Consider the following 19,710-nt stretch of genomic DNA (forward strand, 5'->3'; position numbering starts at 1 on the left):
GCCCCAACGTCACGCTCAGCCCCCGATTTCCCAACAGTGTCTGCCCGGTGCCGGGGGCATCAGGCAGCCCCGTGGGCCGCCCCCTGCCTCCACCGGCGCGCGGGACGTGGGCGCCGCTCGTGCGGCGCCCCCAGGGTGTGGGGTGAATGAAGCTTCCGGTGAGGGAGTCCTGCTTCCCGTTTGATGCCCCCGGGGATGCCCCGGGCAGACGCAGCTTCCCCGGAGTCACTTCCCGTTCTTGCGGTCGGACAGGGGCGAGGCCACGCCTTCGCCGGGTTCGGCCACGTCGCGAATGCCCTCGTTCTCCACCCGGTCGATGGCGGCCACAGCGGGATGGTGCAGGTCGAAGGCGGGAGATTCGGAGCGGATCTTCGGCAGCGTGAGGAAGTTGTGGCGGGGCGGCGGGCAGGAAGTCGCCCATTCCAGGGAACGCCCGTACCCCCAGGGGTCGTCGACTTCGATCCGCTTTCCGTACTTCGCGGTCTTCCAGACGTTGTAGAGGAACGGCAGCGTCGACAGGCCCAGGAGGAACGCACCGACCGACGACAGGGTGTTGAGCCCGGTGAACCCGTCGGCGGCGAGATAGTCGGCGTAACGGCGGGGCATGCCTTCCGCGCCCAGCCAGTGCTGGACGAGGAACGTCATGTGGAAGCCGACGAAGAGCGTCCAGAAGTGAATCTTCCCCAGGCGCTCGTCGAGCATGGTGCCGGTCATTTTCGGCCACCAGAAATGGAATCCGGCGAACATCGCGAAAACGATCGTGCCGAACAGCACGTAGTGGAAATGAGCCACGACGAAGTACGAGTCGGTGACGTGGAAGTCCATCGGCGGCGAGGCGAGGATGATGCCGGTCAGCCCGCCGAACAGGAACGTCACGAGGAAGCCGACAGCCCACAGCATGGGTGTCTCGAAGGAGATGGACCCTTTCCACATCGTGCCGATCCAGTTGAAGAACTTGACACCGGTCGGAACGGCGATGAGGAACGTCATGAAGGAGAAGAACGGCAGCAGGACCGCGCCGGTGGCGAACATGTGGTGCGCCCATACGGTCAGCGAGAGCCCGGTGATGGCGATGGTGGCGCCGACCAGTCCGATGTAACCGAACAGCGGCTTGCGCGAGAACACCGGAAAGATCTCGGTCACCACGCCGAAGAACGGCAACGCCAGGACGTAGACCTCCGGATGCCCGAAGAACCAGAACAGGTGCTGCCACAGCAGTGTTCCGCCGTTCTCGGGAGCGAACACGTGGGAGCCGAAGCGGCGGTCCGACTCCAGGACCAGCAGCGCGGCCGCGAGGACCGGGAAGGCGAGCAGGACCAGGACGGAGGTGAGCAGCACGTTCCAGGTGAACAGCGGCATGCGGAACATCGTCATGCCCGGGGCGCGCATGCAGATGATCGTGGTGATGAAGTTGACCGCACCGAGGATCGTGCCGAATCCGGAGAGCGCCAGCCCCATGATCCACATGTCGGCGCCGACGGAGGGGGAGCGTTCCGCGCGGCTGAGCGGGGTGTAGGCCGTCCACCCGAAGTCGGCCGTGCCGTTCGAGGTCAGAAGGCCTCCGACCACGATGAGCCCGCCGAAGAGGAAAAGCCAGTACGACAGCATGTTCAGCCGCGGGAACGCCACGTCGGGCGAGCCGATCTGCAACGGCATGATGGCGTTGGCGAATCCGGCGAAGGTCGGGGTGGCGAACAGGAGCAGCATCACGGTGCCGTGCATGGTGAATGCCTGGTTGTACTGCTCGTTCGAGATCAACTGGATGCCCGGCCTGGCCAGTTCGGCCCGCATCACCAGGGCGAGCAGCCCGCCGAAGAGAAAGAACATGAACGATGTGATCAGATAAAGATGCCCGATCTTCTTGTGATCCGTGGTGGTCAGCCAGTTCACCACCACACGGCCGACGCCGCGGCCTGCTACGGGGACAGGGGCGACCGGCTCGGTCGAGGTGGCCATACGAATCCTTTATGGGCTCATGCGTGGGCAGGTCGCGCGGCGAAGTACCCCCTCGTCGCTATCCCAAACTTTATGCACTGCGCGCCGCAGCGGCGCGCAGTCGAACCAGGTTTCACAATAGACATCTAATATCCCAAATACCTTGAGCGGTGCGGAAATTGAACCAGGAAGGACCGCCCCGCCGAGAACGGGAATTCGCGCGACGCGGCTGGCCCGGACGGGTGAGAGTGCGCCGACTCCGGCGTGCGGTGCCGGGGCGCGGCCCAAGGCGCCCGGAGCATGGCCAGCGTTCTGCCGTACTCCGTGTGGACAAGGTTCATCGGGGTACTCCGGCAGTTCGAACCCGGTCCGTCACGTCCGTCAAGGAGACGCAGATGACGTTCAATCCTTTGGAGCAGCGCGGTATCCCGCTGGACCGTCAGCTCAGGAACTGGCGGGAGCTGAATGTCGAGCCGATCGACCCCGACCACTGCGACCCGTACACCCGGTGCCGCATCATCACCATGAACGGGATCGAGGTGGAGGCGATCATGTTCAGCCACCAGCTCGCTCGTCACACCGTCGACCCGGAGATCAAGAGGCAGCTGGCGAGGACCCGCTACATCGAGGCACAGCAACAGAAAGTCGTGAACTGGCTTCTCCCCGGGGTGTCTTCGGTGCTGGAGACGACGATCGCCTATGAGCAGGTCGCGGTCGACCTCACGGCGTGGATCGCGCGGATGGAGCCGGACCCGTACCTCAAGCAGGCCTACCAGTTCGGCGTACTGGAGGACTTCGACCACCTGTACCGGTACGCGAACCTGTACGAGATGATCGAGCACCGCAAGGCGGAGTCGATCGTCGACGGCCTGACGGAGGTCATGCCGGGCCGCCCGACCAAGTACCACCACAGGAACCCGGTGGACAACGTCCGCGACCCGTACGACCGGACCCGGACCGACCCCCTGTCCAAGCTGCACGCGCTGACGGTTCTGTCGGCGGAGCAGCAGACGATGAACTTCTACATGAACACCGGTCCCACCTACATGGAGCCGATCGCCCGTCAGCTCTACCAGGAGATCGGGCTGATCGAGGAGGAGCACGTCACCCACTACGAGTCGCTCGTCGACCCGGGCGAGACGTGGTGGGAGCAGCTCGTCAACCACGAGTACAACGAGTGCTACCTCTACCACTCCTTCATGGAGCAGGAGAGCGACCCCAGGGTGAAGGCGATCTGGGAGCTGCACCTGAACATGGAGCTCGAACACCTGCACATCGCCTGCGACCTCATGCGACGCCACGACGGCCGCGATCCCGCGGAGATCCTCGCGCCGCAGCTGCCCAACGTCCTGACCTTCGAGCCGAACAAGGCGTACCTGCGCGAGCTGCTCGACACCCAGATGGACCTGACGACCCTGGGCGCCGGCTACGTCCGCGACGCGCACGAGCGCTTCGAACAGATGCAGGAGCAGATCCACGGCGGCGAACAGCCCCCCAGCGAGCAGGTGATCACCCAGCACGACGCCATGTTCGGCCGTGAGTACCGGCTGGAGACCGAGGGCGAGCACCCCGATCCCGCCATGCGAGAGAACAGCTGACGGAAGGTTCGGCATGACTGAGACGCACACTCCGCAGGCCGGCGACGACCACGCGGCCGACACCGACGTGGTGGCGCTGCTCATGCGCCAGCACGGAGACATCCGCAATCTCTTCGACGAGGTCGAGCAGTCGACGGGTGACGCCCGCAAGGCCGCCTTCCGCCGTCTGGTACGTCTCCTCGCCGTGCACGAGACCGCCGAGGAGGAAGTGGTCCACCCCTTCGCCCGCCGCAACCTCCCGGGCGGTGAGCAGGTCGTCAAGGACCGGCTGAGGGAAGAGCGGGAGGCCAAGGAGACACTCGCGGCGCTCGACGACATGGACACCGACGACCCGAAGTTCCTGCCCCGGCTGATCGCCCTGCGGGCCGACGTCCAGGAGCACGCGCGCGCCGAGGAACGCTACGAGTTCACCCACATCCGGCGCAGCACCGACGCGGCCAGACTCGCCTCCATGGCCAAGGGCGTCAAGGCAGCCGAAGCGATGGCGCCCACCCGGCCCCATCCCGGAGTGCAGTCCGGCGCGGCCAACATGGCGCTCGGTCCGGTCGCCGCTCTGATGGACCGCACCAAGGACGCCGTTCGCAAGGCCATGGGGCACGACGGCTGAACCGTTCCTCACCGGTGCACCGCTCCCAGGAGGTCCGGTCACCCCTGTGACCTGCTCGCCCGCTCGGTCCGTTTCCGTCGGGTTCGCGCGGGTTACATGGGTTTCATGGATATGTCGAGGAAAGGTCCCGGCCGCATTCTGTCCGCCGTGGACCGCCTGGAGCGCCGGCCCGAAGCCGACGGACTGATCGACGCCCTGCGGCGGGCAGTGCGTGCGGTGCCGCTCGGGCGCGGCCGGGACGCCCTGCACGGGCGCTGGCTGGGGCACCCGGTGCATCCTCTGATGGTCCAGGTGCCCATCGGCACCTGGATGTCCGCGGCGGTTCTGGACCTGTTGCCCGGGCAGCGCCGGGCGGCGCGCGCCCTGGTGGGCGTGGGCCTGATGACCGCGCTGCCCGCGGCGGTGGCGGGCTGGACCGACTGGGCGGAACTGCGCCGTCCGCAGATGCGCGTGGGTCTGGTCCACGCCGCGGCCAACATCGGCGCGGTCGCGTTCTATGCCGGCTCCTTCGCCGCGCGTTCCCGCGGCCGTGACGGCCGCGGGAAGGCCCTGGGCTTCGCCGGGCTGTGCCTGGTCGGTGCCGGCGGGGCGCTGGGCGGCCACATGGCCTACCGCCAGGCATCCGGTGCCAACCACGCCGAACAGGTCCCCCACCTGGTGAAACCCGGCTGGCACAGCCTGGGCGAACTGGCCGGCCTTCCGCTGGGCAAGCCGGTACGGCGCCACATGGACGAGGTGCCGGTCATGGTCGTCCGCGAGGCCGGCGGGGCCGTTCACGTCCTGGCCGACCAGTGCAGCCACATGGCCGGACCCCTCTCGGAGGGGGAGATCGTCGACGGATGTGTCCGGTGCCCCTGGCACGGCAGTACTTTCCGGCTGTCCGACGGCTGGAACGTCGGCGGCCCGGCGACCGCCCCCCAGCCCGCGTTCGACACGCGCATCGTGGACGGCCGCGTGGAAGCACGGGTCCGGAACCTGGATCTGGACCTGGAGGAAGCGGGCCCGGGGAACGGCCACCGTACGGGCCGCGGCATCGGGGAGGGCTGACCGGCGCGGTGCGGTCGGGGCGGGAGCCGGCGGCGGTACGCCGCACCAGGTGCGTACCGCCGCCGTCGTCGGTCGCGGATACGGGCCGCCGGTGTGAAGCTGGAGAACATGGACTGGGCTTCATGGACAACGCTCGGGGTGTTGTCGGGCCGTGGCGGGGTGCTCACCGAGGAGGCGGGCGTCCTGACGGGCGACCTCACCGTGCACACCACGTGGGCAGGCGGGGAGGCGCGTATCGCTGTCCAGTACAGCGGATCGTCCGACTGGTTCACCATGTCGGGCAGTCCCACACCCTGTCCTTCGGAGACCGACAGCCGGATCCTGCACGACGCCGTGGTGGCAGCGGTGCGGGCGGGGGCCGCCGCCACCGTCCCCCGCCCGCCGTACCGGACCTCGCAGCAATGACGACGCCGCTCCGCGGCGGCACGGACCGGGGGCGGCCGGAACCGCCACGGACCGGGGGCGGCCGGAACCGCAGGGCCCCGCTCCGGCGCCGTCCCCCGCCGGCCGGGGCGGTACGGACGGCCTCTCCGGTTCTCCGGCCGATACGAGGAGTGGACCATGAACGCTGGGAACCCCATGTCTTCGACGTCTTCGCGCGCGTCCGTGCCGCCCGGCACCAAGAGCTCTCTCCGGCGGGACCAGCGCGAACAGCTCCTCGGGCTGCTGACGGTACTGGTCAGCATCGCCCTGTTCGTCGCCCCCTGGGTCGTCGGCCTGCCCGACTCGGCCAAGGACATCCACCGCAACGAGCTGGCCGTGGGGCTGATCGTGTTCTTCGTCGCCCTGATGCGGTTCAAGTGGCACTTCGGAATGTGGTCCGACCTGGTCGTCCTGGTGGCGGGGGCCTGGCTGATCGCATCACCGTGGGTGCTGAGCCTGCAGAACACCGTGGTCTTCGACGGCGCACAGGTCTTCGACGTGGCCGCCGGCATCGTCCTGGTGGTGGTGGCCGTCGCGTCGCTGCTGCTCCTGCGCGCGTCCAGGAGAGCCGAGGACCGGCAGGAGTGAACCGGCCGGAGTGAACGGGCCGGAGCCGGCGGGCCGGGCTGCCGCTCGCGCGCTGGTCTCCGTACGGGGAGCCGTACGGGAAACCGTCCCGCCGGTGTGAGTCCCGTCATCCGGTCCGTGTCGTTGTTGGGCCGAACGGGTGAGTCGCGGGAAGATGGCCCGATGCAGACACAGCACGTGAGCGGAGTGGTCCGGTGAGCAGGTACGACGTCACCGACGAACAGTGGGCCGGGCTCGCTCAGGTAGTGCCGCTGCGCAGCAGGAACGAGTGGCCCTCCAGGGTCGATCACCGCACGATGCCGCAGGAGCAGGAGGCCGTCGAGAACCGGCGGATGATCGTGCTGCGGGTGCAGGTGTTCTCCGACGCCCGTGAGGTCGCGGAGTACCTGATCGCGCAGGTACCGGTGCTCCTGGACCTGACCGCGGCGGACACCGATGTGGCCAAACGCATCCTCGACTTCAGCAGCGGTGTGGTCTTCGGGCTCGGCAGCGGCATGCACCGGGTCGACCGGAACGTCTTCCTGCTGTCGCCGGCCGGCATGGAGGTCGAGGGGGCCGAGGCGGCAGCAGTCCCCCAAAGGTAGGAACGTCCGTCAGAGGTAACGGTTCGTCATGGCCGGGACTGCGTACCGTCCCGGCCATGACTGTGCTCTCCCCGGGGCAGCGCCCCCGACCTCCGGCCGACGACCGTGGCGTCCCCACGGTCACCGAACTGCGCCTCTCGGCCTTCAGGTCGCACCGCGGCGCGACCTTCCCGCTCGGCCCGGTGACCCTGTTCACGGGTGCCAGCGGCAGCGGCAAGTCGAGCGTCCTGGAGGTGTACGGCGCGCTGGCCCGCCTCGGCGGGGGCGCCGCGCTGGACGAGGTGTTCCGGGATCCGGCGGGGTGCGTGCCGGAACGGACGGGACCCGACGCCCAGGGGCGGCGGGGTTTCAGGATCGGCTGCACCGTGGAGGGGCCCGCGGGCCCCGTCCGCCTCGATCTCGCCGTACAGGCCGAACCCGAGCTGCGCGTCGTCGGCGAGCGGCTGACCTGCGACGGGCAGACGCTGCTGACCACCGCGCTGCGCGATCCGGGGCGCAGCACGGTGCAGGCGGCCTGGTACACGGCGGGCACGGCTCCGGTGACACGGGCGCCGCTGCCCGGCGACCGGCTGGGTACGGCGCTGCTGCCGCTGCGGGTGGCCGGCAAGACGGCGGGGCAGCTGCGGGTGCTGGCCGCCGCGGAGCAGGTGGTTCTCGGGCTGCGGTCGGTGTTCGCGTGCGACCCGCAGCCCGCGCGCATGCGGGAGCCGGTGGCGCGGGGCGATGCCCGGCTGCGGCGCGGCTGCGACAACCTCGCGGAGGTGCTGTGGCGCACCCACCAGCAGTGCGCGAAGCGTCACGCGCGGCTGGCCGCGACGGTGCGATCGGGGTGCCCGGGGCCGGTGGAGGCGCTGGCCGTGGAGGAGCTCGCGGACGGGAGGGTACGGGCGCTGGTGGGCCGGGGCGGCCCGTGGGCCACACCCGTGGGGCGGCTCGGGGACGGCGAGCTGAGGTACCTGGCGCTCGCGCTCGTGCTGCTGACCGGGCCGGGGGTGCTGGCCGTGGACACCGTCGCCGAGGTGCCCGCGGCGCTGCAGGCGCTGACGGTCCTCGCGGACGGCTTCGACCGGTCGATGGACGAGCGGCAGGTGCGGGAACTGGTGGCGCTGGCGGCCTCGGTCTGCGCCGAGGGGCACATCAGGCTGGTGGGGACGGTCACGGACGCCTCCTACGCGCGCGGAGTGGACGGAGTGGCGGTGGTAGACCTGGGGCCGTGACTGGACTGGATGTAGCGGGACTGCAGCGGCGGCTGGCCGAATTCGCGGCGGCCCGGGGGTGGGGGCCGTACCACACGCCGAAGAACCTGGCGGCGGCGCTGAGCGTGGAGGCGTCCGAACTGCTGGAGATCTTCCAGTGGCTGACGCCCGAGGAATCGGCGCGGGTGATGGAGGACCCGCGGTCCGCGCACCGGGTGGCGGACGAGGTCGCCGATGTCCTCGCGTACCTGCTGCAATTCAGTGAGGTGCTCGGGATCGATGTGCTGGCGGCGCTGGCGGCGAAGATCGACCGGAACGAACTGCGCTTTCCGGTGCCGGAAATCAAGGACCGTCACTCTCCGGAGTGATGAATCTATCCAGAATCGCAATTCTGTCCACAGATTTCGCCACAGCTCTGGCTTTCCGGGCCCCACGCCTTCACTCTGGGTAGTGGACAGGAGAGTGGTGCGCGGAAGATGCGGGCCATGGCAGGGACGGGGGCGGGCACATGGACGCGGTGAGGCTCATCGGGCAGAGCCGGTACGCACTCGCGCAGAGCCGGTCGGCGCCGGACATCCTGGTGGAGGCCTGGCAGGCACAGGCACTGACGCAGGCGGTCGGCGGTCAACTGGCGCTGACCGGTCCGGCGGAGCTGAGGGGCGAGGCGCGCGGGCTGAGCGAGACGGGCGGGCGGGGCTGCGGAGTCCTCGACCTCCCCACGCTGTACGCGGGAGGGGCGGAGGACGCCGTCAGACTGCCCCCGGACGCGCGGCCGCGGGCCGCGCAGCTTTCCGAGGTGGGTGACGCGCGGACGGCGCTGGTCCGGCTCGGCGGGCTGCTCGGTGAGGTGGGGATCGCGCTCGTCGGGGTCGCGTGTGCCACGGACGAGGAGGCGCTCTACTGGCAGTGCATCGAGGCCATCGACGCCGCCGACGAGTCGAGCGACCGGGTGCGCGGGATACTGCGCCGGCTCGCGGTGCGGGAGGAGGACAGACTCCGTGGCGCGGCTCGCGGCTCGGCGGCGGAGCCGCTGTGACCGGTTCGGCCCCGCCCGGCCGACGGGGACTCGTCCGGCGGGGCGGGCGCGGGCCGGGGCGGCACGTGGAGTCGGCGGCGGCCGGGCGGTGCAGGATGGAGGCATGGATCTTCGAATCTTCACCGAGCCCCAGCAAGGGGCGAGCTACGACACCCTGCTCACCGTGGCCAAGGCCACCGAGGACCTCGGCTTCGACGCCTTCTACCGCTCCGACCACTACTTGCGCATGGGGCCGGGCGACGGCCTCCCCGGGCCGACCGACGCCTGGATCACGCTGGCCGGGCTCGCCCGCGAGACCCAGCGGATCAGGCTCGGCACGCTGATGACCGCGGGGACGTTCCGGCTGCCGGGCGTGCTGGCCATCCAGGTCGCACAGGTCGACCAGATGTCGGGCGGCCGGGTCGAACTGGGGCTGGGAGCAGGCTGGTTCGAGGAGGAGCACCGGGCGTACGGCATCCCGTTCCCGAAGGAGAAGTTCGGCCGCCTGGAGGAGCAGCTGGCCATCGTCACCGGGCTGTGGGCGACGGAGGCCGGCAAGACGTTCAGCTACGACGGGACGTACTACCGGCTGACGGACTCGCCCGCGCTGCCCAAGCCCGCGCAGGCGAAGGTGCCGGTGCTGGTCGGCGGGCACGGCGCGGTCCGTACGCCGCGGCTGGCCGCGCAGTACGCCGACGAGTTCAACATCCCGTTCGCCTCGCTGGAGGACAGCGAGCGGCAGTTCGGACGGGTCAGGGCGGCCGCCGAGAAGATCGGGCGCAGGGCGGACGACCTGGTGTACTCCAACGCGCTGGTGGCGTGCGTCGGCAAGGACGACGCGGAGGTGGCGCGCCGGGCGGCGGCCATCGGGCGGGACGTGGAGGAGCTCAAGGCGAACGGACTGGCCGGCTCGCCCGCCGAGGTGGTCGACAAGATCGGGCAGTACGCCGCGATCGGAACGTCCCGGGTCTACCTCCAGATGCTGGACCTGGACGACCTCGAACACCTGGAGCTGATCTCCTCGCACGTGCTGTCCCAGCTGAACTGACCCCTGCGGCCGACTGATTCAGGAGCCCCGCCGTGAAGCCCGTCCGTCCGCTCGCCGCCGCGCTCGACGCCGCTGCCCGGCGAGCCGTCGTCCTTGACGGCGGTCTGTCCAACCAGCTGGAGGCGCAGGGCTGCGACCTGTCCGACGCGCTGTGGTCGGCCCGGTTGCTCGCCGACGGGCCGCAGCAGATCGCGGCGGCGCACACGGCGTACGTGCGGGCGGGCGCGCAGGTGCTGATCACCGCCGGCTACCAGGCGACGTTCGAGGGTTTCGCCCGGCGGGGCATCGGTCCGGCCGGGGCCGCGGAGCTGCTGGCACGCAGCGTCGGACTGGCGCGTGCGGCGGGGGAGTCCGCGGACCGGGAGATCTGGGTGGCGGCCTCGGTCGGCCCGTACGGGGCGATGCTCGCCGACGGCAGCGAGTACCGGGGGCGGTACGGGCTCTCGGTACGGGAGCTGGAGCGTTTCCACCGGCCGCGTGTCGAAGCGCTCGTCGCGGCGGCGCCCGATGCGCTGGCGCTGGAGACGGTGCCCGACGCCGACGAGGCCGAGGCGCTGCTGCGGGCCGTCGAGGGGTCCGGGACGCCGGTCTGGCTGTCGTACAGCATTGCGGGCGGGCGGACCCGGGCGGGCCAGCCGCTGGACGCGGCCTTCGCCCTCGCGGCGGGCAACGACCAGGTGATCGCCGTGGGCGTCAACTGCTGCGAGCCGCGCGACGCGGACGCGGCGGTGGAACTCGCGGCCTCGGTGACCGGGAAGCCGGTCGTCGTCTACCCGAACAGCGGCGAGCAGTGGGACGCGCGGGGCAGGCGCTGGCGCGGCGGGGGCACGTACGACCCGGCGCGGGTGCGCGAGTGGCGGGCGGCCGGGGCCCGGCTGGTCGGCGGCTGCTGCCGGGTCGGGCCCGCGGAGATCGCCGAGCTGGCCGGGGTGGCCGGAGCGGGCGGGCCGGGCGGGCCGGACGCTTAAACCCGTGGTCGGAGCGGGTTCGGCCGATGATACTCGGACGTGTGTTCCTGACGATCAGTACAACCGGCAATCAGGAGCGTCCCGCGACCGACCTCGGTTTTCTGCTGCACAAGCACCCCGACAAGGCGCAGACGTTCTCCACTTCCCACGGCACGGCGCACGTCCTCTATCCCGAGGCGTCCGCCGAGCGGTGCACGGCCGCGCTCCTGCTGGAGGTGGACCCGGTGGCGCTGGTGCGGCGCGGCAAGGGCAAGGGGCGTGGCGGCTCGCCCGACTCCGCGCTCGCGCAGTACGTCAACGACCGGCCGTACGCGGCGTCGTCGCTGCTGGCCGTCGCGCTGAGCACGGTCTTCAAGACCGCCCTGCACGGCGTGTGCAACGCCCGCCCCGAGCGTGCGGCGGCCCCGCTGCCGCTGCGCATCGAGGTGCCCGCGCTGCCCGCGCGGGGCGGCGCCGAGCTGGTGACGAAGCTGTTCGCCCCGCTGGGGTGGACGACGGTGCGGGCCGAGCCGGTGGCGCTGGACGAGCAGTTCCCGCAGTGGGGCGACTCGCGGTACGTGCAGCTCGTGCTGGAGGGGGAGCTGCGCCTCGCCGACGCCCTGCGCCAGCTGTACGTCCTGCTGCCGGTGCTGGACGACGCGAAGCACTACTGGGTCGCGCCCGACGAGGTGGACAAGCTGCTGCGGGCGGGTGAGGGCTGGCTGGCCGAGCACCCCGAACAGAAGCTGATCACCAGCCGGTACCTGTCGCGCCGGTGGGGGCTGACCCGGCAGGCCATGGAGCGTCTCGAACTCGTGCGCCTCGCCGAGGCCGACGACCTGGAGGCCGAGGAGATAGACAACGCCGTCGACGAGACGACCGACACGGAGGACAGGCCGGTGCCGCTCGCCGTGCAGCGGCGCGACGCGATCCTCCGGGCGCTGGGCGCGGCCGGGGCGAGCCGGGTGCTCGACCTCGGCTGCGGGCAGGGCCAGTTGGTGCAGGCGCTGCTCAAGGACGTGAAGTTCACCGAGATCGTGGGGGTGGACGTGTCCATGCGCGCGCTGGCCATCGCCTCGCGGCGGCTGAAGCTGGACCGCATGGGCGAGCGGCAGGCCGGGCGCGTGAAGCTGATGCAGGGCTCTCTCACGTACACCGACAAGCGGCTCAAGGGGTACGACGCCGCCGTGCTCAGCGAGGTCGTCGAGCACCTCGACCTGCCGCGGCTGCCGGCCCTGGAGTACGCCGTGTTCGGCTCGGCGCGTCCGCGGACCGTGCTCGTGACCACGCCGAACGTCGAGTACAACGTGCGCTGGGAGACGCTGCCCGCCGGGCACGCGCGCCACGCGGACCACCGCTTCGAGTGGACGCGCGCGGAGTTCCGCGCGTGGGCGGAGCGCGTGGCCCGGCGGCACGGGTACGGCGTCGAGTTCGTGCCCGTCGGAGCCGAGGCCCCCGAGGTCGGACCGCCCACCCAGATGGCCGTGTTCACCATGACCGGGCAGGACAAGCAGGACAAGCGGGATGACAAGGAAAAGAAGGACGAGAAGGAGGCGGAAGCCGCATGAGCACCACCACCCGCACGCTGCCCGTCACCGACCTGTCCCTCGTGGTCCTGGTCGGTGCCACCGGATCCGGCAAGTCCACGTTCGCGCACCGGCACTTCAAGCCCACCGAGGTCGTCTCCTCCGACTTCTGCCGCGGTCTGGTCGCCGACGACGAGAACGACCAGAGCGCGAGCCGTGACGCGTTCGACGTCCTGCACTACATCGCGGGCAAGCGCCTGGAGGCCGGCCGGCTGACCGTCGTCGACGCGACCAACGTGCAGCAGGAGAGCCGCAAGCAGCTCGTCCAGCTGGCCAGGAAGTACGACGTACTGCCGATCGCGATCGTCCTCGACCTGCCGGAGGAGGTGTGCGCCGGGCGCAACGCCGTACGCCCCGACCGGGCCGGCATGCCCCGCCACGTCATCCAGCGGCACCGGCGCGAGCTGCGCCGTTCGCTGCGGAGCCTGGAGCGCGAGGGCTTCCGCAAGGTGCACGTCCTGTGCAGCGTGGAGGAGGTCGACGCCGCCGAAGTCGTGCTGGAGCGCCGCTACAACGACCTCACCCACCTCACCGGCCCCTTCGACATCATCGGTGACATCCACGGCTGCCGCTCCGAGCTGGAGACCCTGCTGGGCAGGCTCGGTTACGTCGACGGGTCGCACCCCGAAGGACGTACGGCCGTCTTCGTCGGCGACCTCGTCGACCGCGGCCCCGACAGCCCCGGCGTGCTGCGCCGGGTGATGGGCATGGTCGCCTCCGGCGACGCGCTGTGCGTGCCCGGGAACCACGAGAACAAGCTCGGCCGTTACCTCAAGGGCAGGAACGTCCAGCACACGCACGGGCTCGCCGAGACCATCGAGCAGCTGGAGAAGGAGGACGAGGGCTTCAAGGAGCAGGTGCGGGAGTTCATCGACGGGCTCGTCAGCCACTATGTCCTCGACGGCGGCAACCTCGTCGTGTGCCACGCCGGGCTGCCCGAGAAGTACCACGGCCGCACCTCCGGCCGGGTCCGCTCGCACGCGCTGTACGGCGACACGACCGGCGAGACCGACGAGTTCGGCCTGCCCGTGCGCTACCCGTGGGCCGAGGACTACCGCGGCCGCGCCGCTGTCGTCTACGGACACACACCCGTCCCGAACACGTCCTGGATCAACAACACCATCTGCCTGGACACCGGCGCCGTCTTCGGCGGGAAGATGACGGCGCTGCGCTGGCCGGAGCGCGAACTCGTCGACGTACCGGCCGAGAAGGTCTGGTACGAGCCGGCCAGGCCGCTCACCACGGAGGCGCCCGGCGGCCATGACGGCCGTCCGCTGGACCTCGCCGACGTGCACGGCCGCCGGGTCGTCGAGACGCGCCACATGGGCCGGGTCGCCGTACGCGAGGAGAACGCGGCCGCCGCGCTCGAAGTCATGAGCCGCTTCGCCGTCGACCCGCGCCTGCTCGCCTACCTGCCGCCGACGATGTCCCCGACCGGCACGTCTGCGGTGGACGGCTACCTGGAGCACCCCGCCGAGGCCTTCGCCACGTACCGGGCGGACGGTGTCGCGCGGGTCGTGTGCGAGGAGAAGCACATGGGCTCCCGGGCGGTGGCGCTGGTCTGCCGGGACGCGGGTGTGGCGCGCGAGCGGTTCGGTGTGGACGGCCCGACCGGCGTCATCCACACCCGTACCGGCCGCCCCTTCTTCGCAGAGTCCGTCAGCGGCTCCACCGCGGGCGCGACCCTCACCGAGCTGATCGTCCACCGGCTGCGCACCGCCGTCACCGAGGCCGGTCTCTGGGACGAACTCCGGACCGACTGGCTGCTGCTCGACGCCGAGCTGATGCCCTGGTCGCTCAAGGCGTCGGGACTGCTGCGCCACCAGTACGCCGCCGTGGGCGCCGCGTCGCGCGCCGTCTTCCCCGGCGCCCTGGCGGCCCTCGAAGGGGCGGCTGCCCGCGGGATCGACGTCGACGGGCTGCTGGCGACGCAGCGGGAACGGGCCGCCGACGCGGCCGCGTTCACCGACGCGTACCGGCGCTACTGCTGGCCCACCGAAGGGCTGGAGGGCGTGCGGCTCGCGCCGTTCCAGCTGCTCGCCGTCCAGGGCCGCTCGCTCGCGGGCGTACCGCACGACCAGCAGCTGGCCTGGCTGGACCGGCTGGTCGAGCACGACCCGACCGCGCTGCTCCGGACCACCCGCAGGCTGATCGTCGACACCGGCGACCCGGAGTCCGTGCGGTCGGGCACCGACTGGTGGCTGGAGATGACCGGCCGGGGCGGCGAGGGCATGGTCGTCAAGCCGGTCGAGGCCCTCGTACGGGACGGGAAGAACCGGCTCGTGCAGCCGGGCATCAAGGTGCGCGGCCGCGAGTACCTGCGGATCATCTACGGCCCCGAGTACACCCGCCCGGAGCAGCTCGCCAAGCTGCGCAACCGGTTCCTGGGCCACAAGCGCTCGCTCGCCCTGCGCGAGTACGCACTGGGACTGGAGGCGCTGGACCGGCTGGCCGAGGGGGAGCCGCTGTGGCGGGTCCACGAGGCGGTGTTCGCGGTCCTGGCGCTGGAGTCGGAGCCGGTCGACCCGCGGCTGTGACCTGAAAGCCCCCCCCCGCGCGCTGCGGATCCCTGTCGCGCGGGGGCGGCCGGTCCTCACGGACGCACGGGCATGTCCCCGCGGGGCACCTGGCCTTCTCCCCTTCGGCGGCCGCGCGGCGTCACCGTGACGGCGCGCCGGACGGCCGCACTTGCCCGTAGGGCCGCGCGCTCGGCCTCGCTCGGCCAGGATGGGGGGATGGGATTCCATGTCGATTCCGAGACCGGGCGGCTGCGCCGCGTCATCCTCCACCGACCGGATCTGGAGCTGAAGCGCCTCACCCCCAGCAACAAGGACGCGTTGCTCTTCGACGACGTCCTGTGGGTGCGTCGCGCACGTCAGGAGCACGACGGATTCGCCGACGTCCTGCGCGACCGGGGCGTCGTGGTGCACCTCTTCGGTGATCTGCTGCGCGAGTCGCTGGAGGTCCCGGCGGCCAGGAACCTCGTCCTGGACCGGGTCTTCGACGAGAAGGAGTACGGGCCGCTCGCCACCGGCCACCTGCGCGAGGCGTTCGACGACCTGCCCGTGACCGATCTGGTCGAGGCGCTCGTCGGCGGCATGACGAAGCGGGAGTTCCTGGCGCGCCACCCCGAGCCGACCTCGGTCCGCTTCCACGTCATGGACCTGGACGACTTCCTGATCCAGCCGCTGCCGAACCATCTCTTCACCCGGGACACCTCCGCCTGGATATACGACGGCGTGTCCATCAACGCCATGCGCTGGCCGGCCCGGCAGCGCGAGACCATCCACTTCGAGGCGATCTACAAGCACCACCCGCTCTTCAGGAGTCCGGAGGCGGGGGACTTCCACCACTGGTCGGAGGGCCAGCACGACTACCCCTCCACCATCGAGGGCGGTGACGTCCTGGTCCTGGGCAACGGCGCCGTGCTGATCGGAATGAGCGAGCGCACCACCCCGCAGGCCGTGGAGATGCTCGCCCGCGGGCTCTTCGAGGCGGGCTCCGCCACCACCATCGTGGCGCTCGACATGCCCAAGAGCCGGGCGTTCATGCACCTCGACACGGTGATGACGATGGTCGACGGCGACACCTTCACCCAGTACGCCGGGCTCGGCATGCTCCGTTCGTACACCATCGAACCGGGGGACGGCGAGCGTGAGCTGAAGGTCACCGACCATCCGCCCGAGCACATGCACCGCGCCATAGCCGCAGCCCTCGGCCTGGACTCCGTCCGGGTGCTGACCGCCACCCAGGACGTGCACGCGGCGGAGCGCGAGCAGTGGGACGACGGCTGCAACGTGCTGGCGGTCGAGCCGGGTGTGGTCGTGGCGTACGAGCGCAACGTCACCACCAACACCCATCTGCGCAAGCAGGGCATCGAGGTCATCGAGATCAAGGGCAACGAGCTGGGCAGGGGGCGGGGAGGCCCCCGGTGCATGAGCTGCCCGGTCGAACGCGACGCTGTATGGTGATGCGTTCATTCGTATAGACTTCCATCCCTCCGCACGGGGGACCCGACTCAGGAGCAGCCACCATGGCGACAGACCTCGCAGGCCGCCACCTCCTCAAGGAGCTGGACTTCACCGCGGAGGAGTTCCGCGGCCTGATCGACCTCGCCGCCGAGCTCAAGGCGGCCAAGAAGGCGGGCACCGAGGTGCCGCGGCTGCGCGGCAGGAACATCGCGCTGATCTTCGAGAAGACCTCCACCCGCACCCGTTGCGCGTTCGAGGTCGCCGCCGCCGACCAGGGCGCGTCGACGACGTACCTCGACCCCTCCGGCTCCCAGATCGGGCACAAGGAGTCGGTCAAGGACACGGCGCGCGTGCTGGGCCGGATGTTCGACGGCATCGAGTACCGCGGGGACAGCCAGGCCGCCGTCGAGGAGCTGGCGGCGTACGCCGGCGTCCCCGTCTTCAACGGGCTCACCGACGACTGGCACCCCACCCAGATGCTCGCCGACGTGCTCACCATGACCGAGCACTGCGCCAAGCCCCTGGAGCGGACCGCCTTCGCCTACCTGGGGGACGCCCGCTTCAACATGGGCAACTCCTACCTGGTCACCGGCGCCCTGCTCGGCATGGACGTACGCATCGTCGCGCCCAGGGCCTACTGGCCGGCCGACGACATCGTCGCCCGGGCCCGCAAGGCCGCCGAGCTGAGCGGCGCCCGCGTCACCCTCACCGAGGACGTCGCCGAGGGGGTGCGGGGCGCCGACTTCGTCGCCACCGACGTCTGGGTGTCGATGGGGGAGCCCAAGGAGGTCTGGGCCGAGCGGATCGAGGCCCTCTCCCCGTACGCCGTGACCATGGACGTACTGCGCGCCACCGGCAACCCGGACGTGAAGTTCCTGCACTGCCTGCCGGCCTTCCACGACCTCGGCACCAAGGTCGGCCGCGACATTCACGCGCAGTACGGCCTGACCGAGCTCGAAGTCACCGACGAGGTCTTCGAGTCGGCGCACTCGGTCGTCTTCGACGAGGCCGAGAACCGTATGCACACGATCAAGGCCGTGCTCGTCGCTACCATGTCCGGCCCGGAATAGCTATACGCCTTTTTGGGTGAACATGCGCGGTGGCGGCCGGTATGTCGCCGATTGGTGGGGTCCGAGCTCGCACGCTCGGACCCCATTTCGTTGTGAGCGCAAGAGAAGAGAACCACCCCCATGCAGCGCATCAAGTCCCCCGACCAGCTCGTCGCCGAATCGGGCGCGGACCTTGAGGGTCACGGCCTCAAGCGCACCATGGGGCTCTTCCAGCTCGTGTGCTTCGGCGTCGGCGCCATCGTCGGCACCGGCATCTTCGTCGGCCTCTCCGACAGCGTCGCCGAAGCGGGCCCCGCCGTCGTCGTCTCCTTCGCCCTCGCCGCGATCACCTGCGTCTTCACCGCCTTCTCGTTCGCCGAGCTCGGCGGCGCGATCCCGGTCTCCGGCAGCTCGTACTCCTTCGCCTACGCCACCCTCGGCGAGCGCGTCGCCTTCCTCACCGGCTGGTGCCTGCTGCTCGAATACGGCGTGTCCGTCTCCGCCGTCGCCGTCGGCTGGGGCCAGTACCTCAACGAGCTCCTCAACAGCCTCGTCGGACGGCAGCTGCCCGCCGCGCTCTCCAGCCCGCCCGGCGACGGGGGCGTCGTGAACATCCCCGCCGTCGTCGTGATACTGCTCGCCGCGCTGCTGCTGGTGCGCGGCGTCCGGGAGAGCGCCCGCGCCACCGCCGTCATGGCCGTCGTGAAGATCGCCGTACTGATCCTCTTCTGCGCCGTCGCGTTCACGGCCTTCACCTCCGACAACCTCTCGCCGTTCGCCACGCACGGCCTGGCGGGCATCACCTCGGGGGCCTCGCTCGCCTTCTTCTCGTACATCGGCTTCGACGCGATCACCACGGCAGGCGAAGAGGTCAAGGACCCGCGCAGGAACGTCCCGCTGGCGATCATGATCTGCCTCGGTGTCGTCACGCTGCTGTACTGCCTGGTGGCGGTCGCCGCCATCGGCGCGATGTCCGCCGCCGACGTCGCGTCGCAGCCCGCCGCGCTCTCGCTCATCGTCAACCGGGTCACGGACTCGACGCTCGGCGGCGGCGTCATCGCCTTCGGCGCGGTCGTCGCCATCGCGTCCGTCGTACTCGCCGTGATGTACGGGCAGACCCGCGTCCTGATGTCGATGTCCCGCGACGGCCTCGTCCCGCGCGTCTTCGAGCACGTCTCGCCGAAGACCTCGACGCCCGTCGCCAACACCTGGATCGTCGCCGCGGTCTTCGCGGTGCCGGCCGCCGTCGTGCCGCTCGACGTCGTGATCAACCTGACGACCATCGGCACCCTGGCGGTCATGGCCGTGGTGAACGTCGCCGTCATCGCGCTGCGCCGCCGCAACCCGGACCTGCGCCGCTCCTTCCGGGTCCCCCTGTACCCGGTGAGCCCGGTGCTGGGCGTGGCCTTCTGCCTCTATCTGATGTACGGGACCGGCTGGACCACCTGGGTCCAGTTCGCGGTGTTCCTGGTGGCCGGCGCCCTGGTGTACGCCCTCTACGGCCGCCGCCACTCCCGTCTCGTCGTCAGTACACGGGAGCGGGCAGCGCGGGAAGCGTGAACCAGACGGCCTTGCCGTGCTCGGTGCGGCGGTGCCCGCAGGCCGAGCTGAGCATGCGGATGAGCAGCAGCCCGCGGCCGTGCTCCTGCCAGGGGTCGGGCGGCCGCAGGTCCGCCGCCGGGTCCAGATCGCCCGGCGGCCCCGGGTCGCGGTCGTGCACCTCGACCTGGCAGCCGGTCGGCAGCAGCTCCACCACCAGCTCTATGGGCTGCTCCCCGCTCGTGTGCTCCACGGCGTTGGCGACGAGTTCGGCGGTGAGCAGCTCTGCCGTGTCGGTGGTCTCGGCCGTGGCTTCGGGCACCGAGGTGTCCGAGAGGGCCGTACGGATCAGGGCGCGCGCGATCGGCACCGCGGCGGTGGTGTGCGGCAGCGTGACGCGCCAGGTGGCGGGACGTGCGGTTTCCAGCACGGCGTAAGGCCCCTTCCGGGGAGCAAACAGTCGGTTGTTCAACCATACGGACTTCAAGGACGTGGTGTGCAGTGCTGCCCGGCCACCGGGCGCGGGACCTTCGCCTCCGCCGGACAGGGCATTGGCCCCGCCTGTGTTATCGCGTAC

Annotated in this window: 18 protein-coding genes; 16 read left to right on the forward strand and 2 right to left on the reverse strand. The window is 70.7% G+C overall.

Annotated features, from left to right (window positions below):
* Positions 1-225: 225 nt before the first annotated feature.
* A complete protein-coding gene (ctaD, locus tag ABD374_RS28655) occupies positions 226-1,956 on the reverse strand; it encodes an aa3-type cytochrome oxidase subunit I (RefSeq protein ID WP_344498992.1) in 1,731 nt (576 codons plus the stop codon).
* 374 nt (positions 1,957-2,330) lie between these two features.
* Here ctaD and ABD374_RS28660 point away from each other — a divergent pair, with 374 nt between their 5' ends.
* From ABD374_RS28660 to ABD374_RS28735, 16 genes are all read left to right on the forward strand, one after another.
* Positions 2,331-3,533, forward strand: coding sequence for a hypothetical protein (locus tag ABD374_RS28660; RefSeq protein WP_344498994.1), 1,203 nt, complete (start codon positions 2,331-2,333; stop codon positions 3,531-3,533).
* A gap of 13 nt (positions 3,534-3,546) precedes the next feature.
* Positions 3,547-4,140 carry a hemerythrin domain-containing protein gene (locus ABD374_RS28665; RefSeq protein ID WP_344498996.1) on the forward strand — a complete coding sequence of 198 codons (594 nt, stop codon included), beginning with the start codon at positions 3,547-3,549 and terminating at the stop codon, positions 4,138-4,140.
* Between the two features lie 111 nt (positions 4,141-4,251).
* A complete protein-coding gene (locus ABD374_RS28670) occupies positions 4,252-5,187 on the forward strand; it encodes a Rieske (2Fe-2S) protein (protein WP_344499300.1) in 936 nt (311 codons plus the stop codon).
* 108 nt (positions 5,188-5,295) lie between these two features.
* Positions 5,296-5,592 carry a hypothetical protein gene (locus ABD374_RS28675; RefSeq protein ID WP_344498998.1) on the forward strand — a complete coding sequence of 99 codons (297 nt, stop codon included), beginning with the start codon at positions 5,296-5,298 and terminating at the stop codon, positions 5,590-5,592.
* A gap of 156 nt (positions 5,593-5,748) precedes the next feature.
* Positions 5,749-6,198, forward strand: a complete 450-nt coding sequence (locus tag ABD374_RS28680; RefSeq protein ID WP_344499000.1) for an SPW repeat domain-containing protein — start codon at positions 5,749-5,751, stop codon at positions 6,196-6,198.
* Positions 6,199-6,392: 194 nt separating this feature from the next.
* Complete coding sequence (locus ABD374_RS28685) at positions 6,393-6,782, forward strand: cell division protein SepF (RefSeq protein WP_344499002.1); 390 nt, start codon at positions 6,393-6,395, stop codon at positions 6,780-6,782.
* Positions 6,783-6,838: 56 nt separating this feature from the next.
* Entirely contained in the window at positions 6,839-7,999 is a 1,161-nt protein-coding gene (locus tag ABD374_RS28690; protein WP_344499004.1) for an AAA family ATPase, read from the forward strand.
* Positions 7,996-8,346, forward strand: a complete 351-nt coding sequence (locus tag ABD374_RS28695) for a nucleotide pyrophosphohydrolase (RefSeq protein ID WP_344499006.1) — start codon at positions 7,996-7,998, stop codon at positions 8,344-8,346. The genes ABD374_RS28690 and ABD374_RS28695 overlap by 4 nt, the downstream gene beginning before the upstream one ends.
* Positions 8,347-8,486: 140 nt before the next feature.
* Complete coding sequence (locus ABD374_RS28700) at positions 8,487-9,014, forward strand: DUF6099 family protein (protein ID WP_344499008.1); 528 nt, start codon at positions 8,487-8,489, stop codon at positions 9,012-9,014.
* Positions 9,015-9,117: 103 nt separating this feature from the next.
* Positions 9,118-10,041: an LLM class F420-dependent oxidoreductase gene (locus ABD374_RS28705; protein WP_344499010.1), complete on the forward strand. Its 924-nt coding sequence runs from the start codon at positions 9,118-9,120 to the stop codon at positions 10,039-10,041.
* Between the two features lie 32 nt (positions 10,042-10,073).
* Positions 10,074-11,009 (forward strand): homocysteine S-methyltransferase, encoded by a 936-nt coding sequence (gene mmuM, locus ABD374_RS28710; protein WP_344499012.1) that lies wholly within the window; start codon positions 10,074-10,076, stop codon positions 11,007-11,009.
* Between the two features lie 41 nt (positions 11,010-11,050).
* A complete protein-coding gene (locus tag ABD374_RS28715; protein ID WP_344499014.1) occupies positions 11,051-12,556 on the forward strand; it encodes a 3' terminal RNA ribose 2'-O-methyltransferase Hen1 in 1,506 nt (501 codons plus the stop codon).
* Positions 12,553-15,111, forward strand: coding sequence for a polynucleotide kinase-phosphatase (locus ABD374_RS28720; protein ID WP_344499016.1), 2,559 nt, complete (start codon positions 12,553-12,555; stop codon positions 15,109-15,111). The genes ABD374_RS28715 and ABD374_RS28720 overlap by 4 nt, the downstream gene beginning before the upstream one ends.
* A 198-nt stretch (positions 15,112-15,309) precedes the next feature.
* Positions 15,310-16,545: an arginine deiminase gene (locus ABD374_RS28725; protein WP_344499018.1), complete on the forward strand. Its 1,236-nt coding sequence runs from the start codon at positions 15,310-15,312 to the stop codon at positions 16,543-16,545.
* Between the two features lie 62 nt (positions 16,546-16,607).
* The gene (gene argF / locus ABD374_RS28730) at positions 16,608-17,615 is read left to right on the forward strand and encodes an ornithine carbamoyltransferase (protein ID WP_344499020.1); all 1,008 of its coding nucleotides are present in this window, start codon (positions 16,608-16,610) and stop codon (positions 17,613-17,615) included.
* A gap of 120 nt (positions 17,616-17,735) precedes the next feature.
* The gene (locus tag ABD374_RS28735) at positions 17,736-19,154 is read left to right on the forward strand and encodes an amino acid permease (RefSeq protein WP_344499022.1); all 1,419 of its coding nucleotides are present in this window, start codon (positions 17,736-17,738) and stop codon (positions 19,152-19,154) included.
* On the opposite strand, the gene ABD374_RS28740 is transcribed toward ABD374_RS28735, so the two are convergent.
* The gene (locus tag ABD374_RS28740) at positions 19,120-19,563 is read right to left on the reverse strand and encodes an ATP-binding protein (protein ID WP_344499024.1); all 444 of its coding nucleotides are present in this window, start codon (positions 19,561-19,563) and stop codon (positions 19,120-19,122) included. The genes ABD374_RS28735 and ABD374_RS28740 overlap by 35 nt on opposite strands.
* Between the last annotated feature and the right edge of the window lie 147 nt (positions 19,564-19,710).

Origin of the sequence: Streptomyces enissocaesilis, assembly GCF_039533765.1 — a bacterium.
Classification (GTDB): domain Bacteria; phylum Actinomycetota; class Actinomycetes; order Streptomycetales; family Streptomycetaceae; genus Streptomyces; species Streptomyces enissocaesilis.